The sequence below is a fragment of the Limnohabitans sp. genome, from assembly GCF_040401135.1.
Classification (GTDB): domain Bacteria; phylum Pseudomonadota; class Gammaproteobacteria; order Burkholderiales; family Burkholderiaceae_C; genus Limnohabitans.
Map to the genome: position 1 here is coordinate 34215 of NZ_JBBAOV010000016.1, position 13646 is coordinate 47860.

At 53.1% G+C, this 13646-nt stretch carries 17 protein-coding genes and 1 tRNA gene; 2 read left to right on the forward strand and 16 right to left on the reverse strand.

Translation table 11 applies throughout. The features are described from left to right. Position 1 precedes the first annotated feature (1 nt). A complete protein-coding gene (secA, locus tag ABWP81_RS06270) occupies positions 2-2746 on the reverse strand; it encodes a preprotein translocase subunit SecA (protein ID WP_353140350.1) in 2745 nt (914 codons plus the stop codon). 163 nt (positions 2747-2909) lie between these two features. On the opposite strand from secA, the gene ABWP81_RS06275 reads away from it, so the two are divergent. Further along, the gene (locus ABWP81_RS06275; protein ID WP_502905516.1) at positions 2910-3245 is read left to right on the forward strand and encodes a hypothetical protein; all 336 of its coding nucleotides are present in this window, start codon (positions 2910-2912) and stop codon (positions 3243-3245) included. Positions 3246-3289: 44 nt separating this feature from the next. Here the strand turns inward: ABWP81_RS06275 and ABWP81_RS06280 are convergent. The 6 genes from ABWP81_RS06280 to petA form a co-directional block, all read right to left on the reverse strand. Then, positions 3290-3365 (reverse strand) — tRNA-Thr (locus tag ABWP81_RS06280). 31 nt (positions 3366-3396) lie between these two features. Beyond that, entirely contained in the window at positions 3397-3873 is a 477-nt protein-coding gene (locus tag ABWP81_RS06285) for a ClpXP protease specificity-enhancing factor (RefSeq protein WP_353132568.1), read from the reverse strand. Positions 3874-3878: 5 nt separating this feature from the next. Further along, on the reverse strand, positions 3879-4490 hold the full coding sequence (locus ABWP81_RS06290; RefSeq protein ID WP_353140352.1) for a glutathione S-transferase N-terminal domain-containing protein: 612 nt from the start codon (positions 4488-4490) through the stop codon (positions 3879-3881). A gap of 96 nt (positions 4491-4586) precedes the next feature. Continuing rightward, positions 4587-5342, reverse strand: coding sequence for a cytochrome c1 (locus ABWP81_RS06295; RefSeq protein ID WP_353140354.1), 756 nt, complete (start codon positions 5340-5342; stop codon positions 4587-4589). 20 nt (positions 5343-5362) lie between these two features. Continuing rightward, positions 5363-6772: a cytochrome b gene (locus tag ABWP81_RS06300; RefSeq protein ID WP_353140356.1), complete on the reverse strand. Its 1410-nt coding sequence runs from the start codon at positions 6770-6772 to the stop codon at positions 5363-5365. Positions 6773-6783: 11 nt separating this feature from the next. Beyond that, the gene (petA, locus tag ABWP81_RS06305; RefSeq protein WP_353132580.1) at positions 6784-7383 is read right to left on the reverse strand and encodes a ubiquinol-cytochrome c reductase iron-sulfur subunit; all 600 of its coding nucleotides are present in this window, start codon (positions 7381-7383) and stop codon (positions 6784-6786) included. A 150-nt stretch (positions 7384-7533) separates the two neighbouring features. Here petA and mscL point away from each other — a divergent pair, with 150 nt between their 5' ends. Then, positions 7534-7947 (forward strand): large conductance mechanosensitive channel protein MscL, encoded by a 414-nt coding sequence (gene mscL, locus ABWP81_RS06310; protein ID WP_353132583.1) that lies wholly within the window; start codon positions 7534-7536, stop codon positions 7945-7947. 10 nt (positions 7948-7957) lie between these two features. Here mscL and pdxA read toward each other — a convergent pair whose 3' ends face one another. The 9 genes from pdxA to hisI form a co-directional block, all read right to left on the reverse strand. After that, positions 7958-9028 (reverse strand): 4-hydroxythreonine-4-phosphate dehydrogenase PdxA, encoded by a 1071-nt coding sequence (gene pdxA, locus ABWP81_RS06315; protein WP_353140358.1) that lies wholly within the window; start codon positions 9026-9028, stop codon positions 7958-7960. Positions 9029-9040: 12 nt separating this feature from the next. Continuing rightward, positions 9041-9808, reverse strand: coding sequence for a Nif3-like dinuclear metal center hexameric protein (locus tag ABWP81_RS06320; RefSeq protein ID WP_353140360.1), 768 nt, complete (start codon positions 9806-9808; stop codon positions 9041-9043). 10 nt (positions 9809-9818) lie between these two features. Beyond that, the gene (locus tag ABWP81_RS06325) at positions 9819-10967 is read right to left on the reverse strand and encodes a S1C family serine protease (RefSeq protein WP_353140362.1); all 1149 of its coding nucleotides are present in this window, start codon (positions 10965-10967) and stop codon (positions 9819-9821) included. Positions 10968-10985: 18 nt separating this feature from the next. After that, a complete protein-coding gene (gene tatC, locus ABWP81_RS06330) occupies positions 10986-11756 on the reverse strand; it encodes a twin-arginine translocase subunit TatC (RefSeq protein WP_353132595.1) in 771 nt (256 codons plus the stop codon). Next, on the reverse strand, positions 11749-12222 hold the full coding sequence (gene tatB / locus ABWP81_RS06335) for a Sec-independent protein translocase protein TatB (protein WP_353132598.1): 474 nt from the start codon (positions 12220-12222) through the stop codon (positions 11749-11751). The genes tatC and tatB overlap by 8 nt, the downstream gene beginning before the upstream one ends. A 19-nt stretch (positions 12223-12241) precedes the next feature. Then, a complete protein-coding gene (gene tatA, locus ABWP81_RS06340; protein WP_353140364.1) occupies positions 12242-12481 on the reverse strand; it encodes a Sec-independent protein translocase subunit TatA in 240 nt (79 codons plus the stop codon). Positions 12482-12513: 32 nt separating this feature from the next. Beyond that, positions 12514-12870, reverse strand: a complete 357-nt coding sequence (locus ABWP81_RS06345; RefSeq protein WP_353140366.1) for a histidine triad nucleotide-binding protein — start codon at positions 12868-12870, stop codon at positions 12514-12516. A 7-nt stretch (positions 12871-12877) separates the two neighbouring features. Beyond that, on the reverse strand, positions 12878-13255 hold the full coding sequence (locus ABWP81_RS06350) for a phosphoribosyl-ATP diphosphatase (protein WP_353132608.1): 378 nt from the start codon (positions 13253-13255) through the stop codon (positions 12878-12880). Positions 13256-13259: 4 nt separating this feature from the next. Then, positions 13260-13646 (reverse strand): phosphoribosyl-AMP cyclohydrolase (gene hisI, locus ABWP81_RS06355; RefSeq protein WP_353140368.1); only part of this gene is annotated, 387 nt, incomplete at its 5' end.

The following is a 13646-nucleotide window of genomic DNA, read 5'->3' on the forward strand; positions in this document are numbered from 1 at the left end:
TTTAAGCCAACTTTCCGTGACAGAACTTGAATTTTTTTCCGCTGCCGCAAGGGCAAGGTTCGTTGCGACCCACAGCTGGCATTTGAGCAACAACAGTAGCTTCGTCTGTCGTGGTCACCGCTTGACCTGAACCGTCAGGCGCTGTGTAAGTCACGTTAAGCAAGTTTTCTGCGCGGTCTTCCAATTCAGATGCAGCTTGAGAGATTTGCTCGGTGGATTCAATCTTCACAGTCATCAACACCCGCGTGACTTCGTTCTTCACCAAGTCGAGCAACTGGCCAAACAACTCAAACGCCTCGCGCTTGTACTCTTGCTTAGGCTGCTTTTGCGCGTAGCCGCGCAAATGGATGCCTTGACGCAAATAGTCTAAAGCTGCCAAATGCTCACGCCAATGGCTGTCGATGTTTTGCAACAACACCACGCGCATAAAGGGGGTGAATTGCTCGATGCCCACGCGGTCTAATTTCTCTTGAAATGCCGCATGGGCAGCCGCCACCACGTGTTCCAAAATTTCCTCATCGGTGATGGCTGTGGCTTCCTGCACCGTTGCCTGCAAAGGCAATTCAATCAGCCACTCTTGCATCAAAGAACGCTCTAAGCCTGCAATGTCCCACTGCTCTTCCACTGATTCTTCTGGCACGTATTGACGCACCAAATCTGTAAAGCTGCCTTCTCGCAAATTAGCGATTTGCGCGGTTAAATCAGTGGCGTCCAAGATGTCGTTGCGCTGCTGATAGATCACACGGCGCTGGTCATTCGACACATCGTCGTATTCCAACAGTTGCTTGCGAACGTCAAAGTTACGCGCCTCAACTTTTCGTTGGGCGCTTTCAATGCTTCGTGTGACGATGCCTGCTTCAATGGCTTCACCTTCTGGCATCTTCAAGCGGTCCATGATGGACTTGACGCGCTCACCTGCAAAGATGCGCATCAACGAGTCATCCAGGCTCAGGTAAAAGCGTGAAGATCCCAGATCGCCTTGACGGCCTGAACGGCCACGTAACTGGTTGTCAATGCGGCGTGACTCATGACGCTCAGTGGCGATGATGCGCAAGCCCCCCAAAGACTTTACATACTCGTGGTCTTTGGTCCATCGCACTCTCAAGGCATCGATTTGTTTTTGCTTTGTGGTTGCATCCAACGACTCGTTGGCTTCCACTTCAGCAATGGCTTTTTCTACGTTGCCGCCTAAAACAATGTCAGTCCCGCGACCGGCCATGTTGGTGGCGATCGTGATCATCGTGGCGCGGCCAGCTTGCGCAATGATGGTGGCTTCGCTAGCGTGTTGCTTGGCGTTGAGCACTTGGTGAGGCAACTTGGCCTTTTCCAACATCTCTGCTATCAGCTCAGAGTTCTCAATTGATGTGGTGCCCACCAACACAGGCTGCCCGCGCTCGTGACACTCTCGAATATCCTCAATTGCCGCCACGTATTTTTCAGCGGTGGTTTTGTAAACGCGGTCTAACTGATCATCTCGCTTGCTGATACGGTTAGGTGGAATGACCACGGTTTCTAAACCGTAAATTTCTTGAAACTCGTAGGCTTCTGTGTCGGCAGTGCCGGTCATACCGCCGAGTTTGCTGTACAGGCGGAAATAGTTTTGGAACGTGATGGACGCGAGGGTTTGGTTCTCGGCTTGAATCTGAACACCCTCTTTGGCTTCCACCGCTTGGTGCAGACCATCGCTCCAACGGCGACCTGACATCAAGCGGCCAGTGAATTCGTCCACGATCGTGATTTCACCATTTTGTACCACGTAGTGTTGGTCGCGGTGGTAGAGGTGGTTGGCACGCAAAGCTGCATAAAGATGGTGCACCAAGCTGATGTTGGCAGGATCGTAAAGCGACGCACCTTCGGCCAACAAACCATTAGCGCTCAAGATGCGCTCTGCGTTTTCGTGACCTTGTTCGGTCATGAAAACTTGGTGAGATTTTTCGTCCACCGTGAAGTCACCCGGTGTGATGATGCCCTCGCCCGTGCGTATGTCTTCTTCGCCCACTTGACGCGTCAGCGCAGGCACGATGCGGTTGATGGCTACATACAACTCAGTGTGGTCTTCAGCTTGTCCACTGATGATCAAGGGCGTCCGAGCCTCATCGATCAAGATAGAGTCCACCTCATCCACGATGGCGAAGTTGAGTTTGCGTTGCACTCGGTCAGCTACTTCATAGACCATGTTGTCTCGCAAGTAGTCAAAGCCGTATTCGTTGTTGGTACCGTAGGTGATGTCAGCGCGATAAGCCGCTTGCTTTTCTTCACGTGGCATCTGTGGCAAATTGATACCTACAGACAAACCCAACCAGTTGTAGAGACGGGACATCCACTGCGCATCACGGCTGGCCAAGTAGTCGTTCACGGTGACCACATGCACGCCTTGACCAGTGAGGGCATTGAGGTACACCGGCAGTGTTGCTGTGAGGGTCTTACCTTCACCGGTACCCATTTCTGAAATTTTTCCATGGTGCAAAGAAATGCCACCCAATAACTGCACATCAAAGTGACGCATTTTCATCACGCGCTTAGACGCCTCGCGAACCACGGCATAGGCCTCGGGGAGCAAAGCCTCTAAAGTTTCGCCTTGGGTAGCACGTAATTTAAATTCGTCTGTTTTGCCACGCAAGGCCTCATCGCTGAGCTTCTCCAACGAAGGCTCCAATGCGTTGATTTGCGCAACAGTTTTGCGGTATTGATTCAGTAGGCGCTCATTGCGGCTACCGAAAATTTGAGTCAGGAAAGATAGAGCCATGCGAGCACTGCGGGGGTCTTATTTTTAGTTAAAAACAAGAGTCGCAAAATCCTTTTTAAAAGGCTTGATAGAAGCTTCGGATTTTAACCGTCTGCCGCCCCATAATTGCCAGATGGCCACACCTTCCAAGCCTCATCCAGACACACTTGCAGCTTATCGCGAGCTGGGATACAGCACACCGCCGAAAGCCAAGGTTTTTAGCCGTGGCAAGTCTCAAACTTTAGAGCAAGTAGTCAATTCAGCGCCATCTTTGGCTCACCTTTCATCCATTGCGCGTGATTCACAAAACCGGCTCAAAGCCATCGCACCTTTGTTGCCCATGTCACTGCGTCCACTCATTCAATCGGGTAATGTGGAGGGTGATGATTGGTGTCTGCTGGTCCCCAACAGCGCTGTGGCCGCCAAATTGCGCCAAATCCTGCCAGCGTTGTGCGCCCACTTACGCACCAAAGGATGGGATGTCAACACGATTCGTCTGAAAGTGAAATCGCCCAAATGAATGAGAAAAACCCGTTACGCCAAAGGCATAACGGGTTTTAATTTTGGTGCCGCTTGTCGGAATCGAACTGACGACCTACCGCTTACAAGGCGGGTGCTCTACCAACTGAGCTAAAGCGGCGCAGGCGAAATTCTAACCTAACTTTTACGCACTATTTCACGCGCTTGAGTGCCGGACGGCCACTCGGCAGAGTGGGTGTAGGCGGCTCATCATCTGAACCATCTTTTGCGATTGGTGTTGCTACAGCACTCAGTGCAGGACGATTAGTCGAAGCTTTTTTAGGCACAGCCACCGCATCTGAAGCAGCACTCATTGGAAAAGACATACCTTGTCCATTTTCTCGCGCATAAATCGCCATCACTCGGTTGATCGGGATGATGATTTCACGCGGCACACCCCCGAAGCGGGCTTTGAACTCAATAAACTCATTGCCAAGTGTCATACCTGAAGTGGCGTCGTAGCCCAGATTCAACACAATCTCACCGTTCTTCACATACTCCATAGGCACTTGAACGGTCTCATCAACGAAGATGGCCGCATAGGGTGTGAAGCCGCTATCTGTGCACCACTCGTGCATGGCACGCAACAGATAAGGGCGAGTTGAGGATGCGTCAGGCGAGTTCAGCATACAAATTACTTGCGCATGACCTTTTCTGATGGCGTCAATGCCTCAATGTAGGCAGGGCGCGAAAAGATACGCTCAGCATATTTCAGCAAAGGTGCAGCATTTTTAGATAAGTCAATGTCGTAGTGATCCAAGCGCCACAAGAGCGGTGCAATGGCCACATCGAGCATGGAAAAGTTGTCACCCAACATGAACTTATTTTTCAAGAACACGGGGGCTAATTGTGTCAAACGGTCACGGATGTGAGCGCGAGATTTCTCAAGGGTTTTGTCGTTTGCTTTGGCTGCGCGTGACTCTAAGGTGGTCACGTGTGTAAACAACTCTTTTTCGAAGTTCAACAAGAACAAACGAACACGAGCACGCTCAACAGGATCTCCGGGCATCAACTGTGGATGCGGAAAACGCTCATCAATGTATTCGTTGATGATGTTTGACTCATACAAGATCAAATCGCGCTCAACCAAAATAGGCACTTGACCGTAGGGGTTCATCACATTGATGTCTTCAGGCTTGTTGTAAAGATCAACATCGCGAATTTCAAAGTCCATGCCTTTTTCAAACAAGACAAAACGGCAACGATGTGAGTAGGGACACGTAGTTCCCGAATAAAGCACCATCATGATGGGCGGCTCCTAAAAATCAAAAAGAGTGGCAGGCTAGCCTGTCACTCCGTGAGGTGACAACAGGCACAAGACCTGTTGCCGAATTACTGCAGATTACTTGATGTCTTTCCAATAAGCCGTATTCAAGCGCCATGCAATGAGCATAAAACCAACCAAGAACAACATCACCCACACACCTATGCGCACGCGGGTGTTTTGTCCGGGTTCAGCCATCCACTGCAGGTAGCCAACGAGGTCACCAATAGTTTGGTCGTATTGCAAGGAGGTCATTTTGCCAGGCTTGATTTGTTCCCAGCCTTTGAATACATCAACTTGATGACCATGCTCTTCGCGCGAGTCAAACATAGGGCGACGCTCACCTTGCAACTCCCACAACACGTGAGGCATGCCCACATTAGGAAATGCCAGGTTGTTCCAACCTGTTGCTTTGGTTTCGTCAGGATAAAACGTACGCATGTAGGTGTAGAGATAGTCTGCACCTGTCCCGTTATGTCCAGCGCGAGAACGAGCGATCAAAGTCAAGTCAGGCGGCGTTGCACCAAACCATTCTTTGGCCTGTTTCGGGTCAATGTTGGACTTCATGGTGTCGCCAACTTTTTCAGTTGTGAACAACAAGTTATCTTTGATCTGCTGCTCAGTCAAACCAATGTCTTGCAAACGGTTGTAACGCATGAAAGCCGCAGAGTGACAATTTAGGCAGTGGTTGACAAAAATCTTGGCGCCGTTTTGCAAGGCTGCCAGATCGTTGGTTTTGTTGGGCGCTTTGTCCCAGGCAATGCCGTCGCCGGCAGCTTGCACACCTGAGGCAACACCGAGGGCCAAAGCCAAACTGAGAATAATTTTTTTCATAGTTATGTTCTCCGCGAATCTCAGTGAGGCGTAAAAGTGATGCGATCAGGCACTGGCTTGGTTTGTCCCATAGCACTCCAAATGGGCATCAATAAGAAGAAACCAAAGTAAAACAAAGTACCCACTTGTGACACGCGCTCGCCAATGGCCGACGGTGGCTGGACACCCAAATAAGCCAACACAATGAAGTTCACAACAAACACGCCGTACATGTAAACGTGCCAATCAGGACGGTAGCGGATAGACTTGACCGCGCAGTTGTCCAACCATGGCAAGAAGAACAAGATGATCACAGCACCGCCCATGACCAACACACCCCAGAATTTGGCATCGATGGTGAGCATGCTCAACGACACGAGCACTGCCGCGCCAACCACACCGGCTTTGATCATCTTAGGCAATTGGGTTCGCACCGCGCCAAAGTAAGCGCCGGCCAGAACACACGCAATCAAGACGTAAATCATTTCAGGCGTGACGGCCCTGAGCATCGAGTAAAAAGGCGTGAAGTACCAAACAGGTGCAATGTGCAACGGCGTCTTTAGTGGGTCCGCAGGGATGAAGTTGTTGTATTCGAGGAAGTAGCCACCGAACTCTGGCGCAAAGAAGATGATGGCGCTGAACACCAACAAAAATCCGCTCACACCCAAGATGTCGTGCACGGTGTAGTAGGGGTGGAAAGGAATCCCGTCCAAAGGATGACCATTGGCATCTTTGGGTGCGTTCGGGCCTTTGATTTCCACGCCGTCAGGGTTGTTGGAACCCACTTCGTGCAAGGCAATGATGTGCGCGACCACCAAGCCCAAAAGGACGAGTGGCACAGCAATCACGTGAAAGCTAAAAAAGCGGTTCAAGGTGGCGTCACCCACCACATAGTCACCACGAATGAGCAAAGCCAAATCAGGGCCCACGAAAGGCACAGCCGCAAACAAGTTGACAATCACTTGAGCGCCCCAATAGGACATCTGACCCCAAGGCAGCAAATAGCCCATAAAGGCTTCTGCCATCAAGCACAAGAAGATGGCGCAACCAAACACCCACACCAACTCACGCGGCTTTCGGTACGAGCCGTAAATCAAACCACGGTACATGTGGAGGTAAACCACCACAAAAAACGCTGAAGCGCCGGTGGAGTGCATGTAGCGAATCAACCAACCCCATGGCACATCACGCATGATGTATTCGACAGAAGCAAACGCCAAGGCAGCATCAGGTTTGTAATGCATAACCAAGAAAATGCCCGTCACGATTTGAATGACCAACACCAACAATGACAAAGCGCCAAAGAAGTAGAAGAAGTTGAAGTTCTTGGGTGCGTAGTACTCAGAGAGGTGCTCTTTGTACAGTTTTGAAGCAGGGAAGCGGTTGTCTACCCAGTTCAACAATTTTTCGCCAGCGCTGGCGTTCGGGGAAATTTCTTTAAATTCAGCCATGGTGTGTCCTATCAGGCTTTCTTGTCTTCACCGATCAACAACTTTGTGTCGGAGAGGTACATGTGGGGCGGGACTTCGAGATTGTCTGGAGCCGGCTTGTTTTTAAACACGCGACCAGCCACATCAAATGTAGAACCGTGGCATGGGCACAAAAAGCCACCGTGCCAATCGTCTGGTAACGAGGGTTGTGCACCCGTCTGGAACTTATCCGAAGGTGAGCAGCCCAAGTGGGTACAAATGCCTACAGCCACAAACACCTCAGGCTTGATTGAGCGTGCTTGGTTTCGAGCATAGGCGGGAGTGAATTCGTCAGGCTTGCGTTCTGACTTGGGGTCAGCCAACTGCGTCTCTGTCAAATTCAAAGACTCAAGCTGTTCAGGCGTGCGCTTGACGATCCAAACGGGCTTGCCGCGCCACTCAACCGTCAACTTCTCGCCTGGTTTCAGCGCCGAGATATCTACCTCAACAGCAGCACCGGCGGCCTTGGCTCGCTCGGAGGGCTGAAAAGTACTAACAAAAGGCACAGCTACTGCCAAGCCGCCGACTGCACCTGCGCATGACGAGGCGATCAGCCACGTGCGTTTACTGGTGTCTACTGGGGTGTCACTCATGAAATTCCTCAAACAATCATTACTAGTTTGGCTAACTACCCATTGTAGCTGACCGCCAAGTCCCCAGAATTAATCGACCTTCTACCCTTTGTAAGCCCTTGTTAAGGCGGCAATAATTAGAGTACTTTTTAGATACACAAGGAACTTGAAATGTTGAAGGAATTCAAAGCGTTTGCAATGCGTGGCAATGTCATGGATTTAGCGGTTGGCGTCATCATTGGCGCAGCTTTTGGAAAAATCGTCGATTCCGCCGTGAACGACCTGATCATGCCCATCGTGGCGGCTTTTATCGGCCATCTAGACTTTTCTAACTTCTTCATCGTTCTAGGCCACGCCCCCGCCGATATGGCCATGACGTTGGACGCCATGAAAAAAGCGGGCGTGCCGGTGTTTGCCTACGGCAACTTCATCACCGTAGCCGTGAACTTTGTAATTTTGGCTTTCATCATTTTCTTGATGATCAAACAGATCAACAAACTCAAGGGCAATGAAGCACCCGAGGCTCCAGCACCCAAAGAAGAAGTGTTGTTGTTGCGCGATATCCGCGACAGCCTGAAAAAGTAAGCTACTTTTGTCAGGTCAAGTGCGTATGGCGCATGGCCCGCGCCATGACCACTGCCGCTAGCAAGCTAGACGCATCAGCCTTTGCCGTGCCTGCCACATCAAAGGCAGTGCCATGGTCGGGGCTGGTGCGCACCAGGGGCAGGCCCAGCGTCACATTGACGCCCTGCTCTACGCCAAGGTACTTCATAGGTATCAGCCCTTGATCGTGGTACATCGCAATCACCACATCAAACTCACCTGCTTGGCCATGCTTAGCTCGGGCGCGCATGAACACGGTGTCTGGGGCAAAAGGCCCGCTGACCTGCATGCCTTCCTCGCGGGCTTGCTGCAACGCGGGAATGATGATGTCTAGCTCTTCGCGGCCCATCAAACCGCCCTCGCCCGCATGCGGATTGAGACCCGCCACCGCCATGTGAGGCGCACGGCCCATAGCCGCCAACTCAGCCGCATGGGTGATGCGCAGGGTTTGCAAAATATTGTGCGCCGTCACCGCCTCGATGGCTTTGCGCAAAGACACATGAATGCTGACCAACACAGTTTTGAGCTCTGGGCTGACCAACATCATGCGCACCGGCATGTCGTCGACCGCCACGCCCGCATGAGCTGCCGCACAGGCTTGCAGCATTTCAGTGTGCCCAGGAAAAGGCACTCCCGCTGCAAACAAGGATTCTTTGTGCAAGGGTGCAGTCACCACGGCTGACACTTCGCCTCGCAAAGCAGCATGGGCTGCCCACACCACGCAGTCAGCCGCTAGCTTGCCCGCAGTGGCGCTGATCTGGCCCCATGCAGGCAGTTGATCGACTGTCAAGGGTTGCGTGACTTGCAATACGGGAATGGTGAATGGTGCTTTGACCAGCTCAGCTTCCCGCGCATCGCGCACGAGTTGCATCTGCATTTGAGGTGCGTGGTATTCACACTGGGCCACAAGCAATGCCGCGCGCTGCATGACCGCCAAGTCCCCCACCACGACACAGCCTTGCAGCTGCTCGGGCGAATCGCGGAAGGCTTTGACAATAATTTCTGGACCAATGCCCGCAGCATCGCCCAGCGTGATGGCGATGGGCTTGAAGTGTTCAGCCATGCGCTTGCCCCATCATGCGGGGTTATCAATCTCGATGAACTGATGCGTGATGCCCAGTTGCGCTGCCACATGCGCCGCAGCAGCGGGCGCGCCATAGCGCTCGGTCGCGTGATGACCGCAGGCCAAAAACGCCACGCCTGTTTCGCGAGCCAAGTGCACTTGCGGCTCTGAAATTTCGCCGGTAATGAACGCATCAACACCCGCAGCAATGGCCGCTTCGAAATAACTTTGTGCACCGCCGGTGCACCATGCCACTTGGCGAATTTCACGAGCCGGCGTTTGCACCACCACAGGCTCGCGCTGCAAAACTATAGACACCACATCTGCCAAAGCCTGTGCATTTTTAAATGCTTGCCCATCGGCACGCATGCCCCACAAGCCTAAATTTTGCTCACCAAACACGCCCTGCACTTGCAAGCCCAAACGCTGGCCCAGCTGCGCGTTGTTGCCCACCTCGGGGTGCGCGTCCAAAGGCAAGTGGTAGGCCAACACATTGATGTTGTGTGCCAGCAGCAACTGCAGTCGCTGCTTCATCCAACCCGTGACCGTGCCGTCTTGGCCACGCCAAAACAAACCGTGGTGTACAAAGATGGCATCGGCTTTGGCTTCAATCGCCGCTTCTATCAAAGCACGGCTGGCGGTCACGCCAGACACCATGTGGCCAATGGTGTCTGTGCCTTCAACTTGCAAGCCATTGGGCCCGTAGTCTTTGAAGCGGGCGGGCTGCAACAAATCATTGCAAGCTTGCAACAAGGCTAGGCGTGTGACGTTGTGGCTCATCTTTGCACCCTCACTTTTGCAACTTAGGCTTAGGCCGTTGGGATGGCGTTACATCCATGGTGAGGTTTTGGTTGCGGCGCACCACTTCCAATTTGGCACTCTTACCAGGCGTGAGCGACGCAATTTGGGTCAGCAACTCGCCCACATTTTTCACAGGCTGTCCAGACACTTTCAGCAGCAGGTCACCGGGCCGCAAGCCAGCGTTGGCCGCAGGTCCGTTTTGCAAGACGCCAGTCACGATGACGCCTTCAGACTGTTTTGGCAACCCAAATGTCTCGGCCAGCTCAGGCGTGAGCTCCATCGGCTCGATGCCCACCCAGCCTCGCACCACTTGGCCGTCGCGCACGATACCTTCCAGCACCTGGCGTGCGGTCGACACGGGAATGGCAAAGCCAATGCCCATGTTGCCGCCCGAGCGTGAATAGATGGCAGTATTGATGCCAATGAGGTGGCCATTCACATCCACCAAAGCACCACCAGAGTTGCCGGGGTTGATCGCCGCATCGGTTTGGATGAAATTCTCAAAGGTGTTGATGCCCAACTGGTTGCGGCCCAAAGCAGACACGATGCCACTGGTCACGGTTTGACCCACGCCAAATGGGTTGCCAATGGCCAGCACGCGGTCGCCCACTTGGGCAGTATCTGAATTGCCCAAAGTGATGACAGGCAAACGCTCTAGCTTGATGCGCAAAATGGCAAGATCGGTATCGGGGTCAGCACCAATGACTTGCGCCACAACGCGGCGACTATCGCTGAGCGTGACCACAATTTCTTTCGCACCTTCAATCACATGGTTGTTGGTAAGGATGTAGCCCTCGGGGCTAACGATCACGCCACTGCCCAAGCCTTGCTGCGGCCCTTCGTCCTCACGATCGCCGTAAAAAAAACGAAACCATGGGTCGTTTTGAAAGGGGTGTGCAGGTGCGTTGGCTTGCGTGGTGGCAATGCTGACCACGGCAGGTGACGCCACCTTGGCGGCGGAGCTAAAACTCCCAGGCATGGGCATGCCCACAGGGTTAGGAGCGGCTTCGACCAGAGTTACGCCACCGATGCTGGATGTGCGCTGACTGAGCCACTCAGGCTTTAAGGTGGCCACCACAAACCAAATAGCCACCAGCACGGTGACCACTTGGGAGAACAACAACCATTGACGTTTCATGGTGTGTTTGCGTTGCGCTTATTCAGCGTCCGGCGCTTGCGTGTGTTTAAGAAACAGCTGCGCCGCCCAAATGCCTACTTCATACAAGATACACATGGGAATAGCCAGCGCCAGCTGCGACACCACGTCGGGCGGCGTCACGATGGCCGCGATGATGAAGGCGAGCACGATAAAGTAGGAGCGAAACTCTTTAAGCTTCTCGATGGTCACGATATTCATGCGGGCCAACACAATCACCACAATCGGCACTTCAAACGCCAAGCCGAAGGCGATGAACATGCTGATGACAAAGCTCAGATACGCTTCGATATCTGGCGCAGCCGTGATACTTTTAGGCGCAAAACTCTGGATAAATTTGAATACTTGGCCAAACACAAAGAAGTAACAAAACGATACCCCCACCAAAAACAGCAAGGTGCTGGACACCACCAGGGGTATGACCAACTTCTTTTCGTGTGTATACAAGCCAGGCGCAATGAAAGCCCAAGCTTGGTACAACACCAAGGGCAGCGCCAGCAAGAATGCGGTCATCAGCATGATCTTGAGAGGCACTAAGAATGGTGAAATCACCGACGTGGCAATCAACGTAGCGCCTGCTGGAAGCTGTGCCACTAAGGGGGCCGCCAGCAAGTCGTACAACTCCGCAGGACCGGGATAGATGGCCAACGCAGCGCAAGCCACCATCACCGCAATCGTGGCTTTGACCATGCGATCGCGCAGCTCGATCAAGTGCTGCACAAAGGGCTGCTCGGTGCCGGCCAATTCGTCTTTAGGGGTAGTGTCAGACATGATCAGAACGCTTCACAGGGCGGAAACGCGCCACACGGGCGGCGCCAGATTGCGCCTTGGTGCGCACACCTTGACGAGCTTTGTACCAATGGGGCGTTGAGCCGCGCTTGAGACGCCATTTTTTGCCTGGATTTTCATACGAGGGTGGCGGCGGGGCCAGCGGCACGTAAGGATCAGACGACAAACCCGCCGTGGTTTCGGCCCAGTCTTTCTCAAAGTCTGCGCTGGCCGTGTGCACCGATTGCTCCACATCGCGGGCGGCAGACTCCATCGTCTCTTTCATCTTCTTGAGCTCATCGAGCTCCATCGTGCGATTGACCTCGGCTTTGACATCCGACACATAACGCTTGGCTTTGCCAAGCATCGTGCCAAGGGTGCGAGCCACGCCGGGCAGCTTTTCTGGCCCGATGACGACCAGCGCCACCGCACTGACTAACGCAATTTTGGAAAAATCAAGATCAAACAAAGCAGGCGATCATCAGCAATTAAGATTTGTTTTTGACTTCAACGTCAATGGTGTTTTTGTCAGCTGTCACAGCAGCGGCAGGAGCAGCAGGCTTATCTGAGTTGTCTTCGGCGGGTGTGCCACCGTCTTTCATGCCGTCTTTGAAGCCTTTGACCGCGCCACCCAAATCGCCGCCAAGGTTGCGCAACTTCTTAGTTCCGAACACCATGATGACGATGACCAACACGATCAACCAATGCCAAATTGAAAACGAACCCATGAGTAACTCCTAAGTAATTGCTTGAATTCTAATCAGCCGCGCAGCCATGGGCGCGGACCACCCATGACATGCCAGTGCATGTGGTGAACTTCTTGCCCGCCCTCAGCGCCTGTGTTGGTCACGATGCGAAACCCCCCTTCGGGGTAAGGTCTTGCACCCTCTTGCAACGCAAGTTTGGGCGCCAACAACATCATGCGGCCCAGCAAGCCCTCGTGTTCGGCCGTGGCGTGCGCCACCGACAGAATGTGCTGCTTGGGGATGATCAAAAAGTGCACAGGGGCCCAAGGGTTGATGTCGTGAAACGCAAAAATTTCATCGTCCTCATACACCTTGCTCGACGGAATTTTGCCCGCGATGATTTTGCAAAAAATGCAGTTGTCGTCTGTCATGCTGTTCTCACTCTCCTGCTGCTTCTCGGTCTTGCGCTTTTCGTAAGGCTTTTTCTTCTAAGCCGCTCAGGCCTTCACGGCGAGCTAGCTCATCCACCACGTCAGACGGCTTCAGGCCGTAATGCGCCAAGGCAATCATGCTGTGAAACCACAGGTCAGCCACTTCATACACCAGCTTAGAAGGATCACCGCCATGATCCACGTCTTTCGCAGCCATGACGGTTTCCGTGGCTTCTTCGCCTATTTTCTTCAAAAAGGCGTCTGGGCCTTTGTGCAGCAAACGGGCCACGTAGCTGCTTTCGGGGTCGCCGCCGTTAGCCACTTTGCGGGTTTCGATAATGGCCGCCAAACGGGCCAGCGTGTCGGAGGAGTTGAGTGCGCTCATGGGCTTACTTGTAAATGGTTTCGGGGTCTTTCAGCACTGGCTCGCAAGCGTGCCACGCTTCACCTTCAAGGCGCTGGTAAAAGCAGCTATGGCGGCCAGTATGGCAGGCAATGCCGGGCTCGTGCCCTTCTTGCGTCACCTTGAGCAACACCACGTCGTTGTCGCAGTCGATACGAATGTCATGCACCGTTTGCACATGGCCCGACTCCTCGCCCTTGAACCACAGCTTGTTGCGTGAGCGGCTGAAATACACCGCACGCTTGAGTTCAGCCGTTTTTTGCAGCGCTTCGCGGTTCATCCACGCAAACATCAGCACGTCGCCGCTGTCTTTTTCTTGGGCGATCACGGGCACTAGCCCCTTGTCGTCCCATTTGATGTTGTCTAGCCAATT

Excerpts from the sequence above, each read along its gene's own strand:
- ABWP81_RS06345 (WP_353140366.1), bottom strand. The coding sequence starts at position 12,870 with ATGACAGACGACAACTGCATTTTTTGCAAAATCATCGCGGGCAAAATT.
- ABWP81_RS06325 (WP_353140362.1), bottom strand. The coding sequence starts at position 10,967 with ATGAAACGTCAATGGTTGTTGTTCTCCCAAGTGGTCACCGTGCTGGTG.
- pdxA (WP_353140358.1), bottom strand. The coding sequence starts at position 9,028 with ATGGCTGAACACTTCAAGCCCATCGCCATCACGCTGGGCGATGCTGCG.
- ABWP81_RS06290 (WP_353140352.1), bottom strand. The coding sequence starts at position 4,490 with ATGATGGTGCTTTATTCGGGAACTACGTGTCCCTACTCACATCGTTGC.
- petA (WP_353132580.1), bottom strand. The coding sequence starts at position 7,383 with ATGAGTGACACCCCAGTAGACACCAGTAAACGCACGTGGCTGATCGCC.
- tatC (WP_353132595.1), bottom strand. The coding sequence starts at position 11,756 with ATGTCTGACACTACCCCTAAAGACGAATTGGCCGGCACCGAGCAGCCC.
- ABWP81_RS06350 (WP_353132608.1), bottom strand. The coding sequence starts at position 13,255 with ATGAGCGCACTCAACTCCTCCGACACGCTGGCCCGTTTGGCGGCCATT.
- ABWP81_RS06295 (WP_353140354.1), bottom strand. The coding sequence starts at position 5,342 with ATGAAAAAAATTATTCTCAGTTTGGCTTTGGCCCTCGGTGTTGCCTCA.
- mscL (WP_353132583.1), top strand. The coding sequence starts at position 7,534 with ATGTTGAAGGAATTCAAAGCGTTTGCAATGCGTGGCAATGTCATGGAT.
- secA (WP_353140350.1), bottom strand. The coding sequence starts at position 2,746 with ATGGCTCTATCTTTCCTGACTCAAATTTTCGGTAGCCGCAATGAGCGC.
- ABWP81_RS06285 (WP_353132568.1), bottom strand. The coding sequence starts at position 3,873 with ATGCTGAACTCGCCTGACGCATCCTCAACTCGCCCTTATCTGTTGCGT.
- ABWP81_RS06320 (WP_353140360.1), bottom strand. The coding sequence starts at position 9,808 with ATGAGCCACAACGTCACACGCCTAGCCTTGTTGCAAGCTTGCAATGAT.
- tatA (WP_353140364.1), bottom strand. The coding sequence starts at position 12,481 with ATGGGTTCGTTTTCAATTTGGCATTGGTTGATCGTGTTGGTCATCGTC.
- ABWP81_RS06300 (WP_353140356.1), bottom strand. The coding sequence starts at position 6,772 with ATGGCTGAATTTAAAGAAATTTCCCCGAACGCCAGCGCTGGCGAAAAA.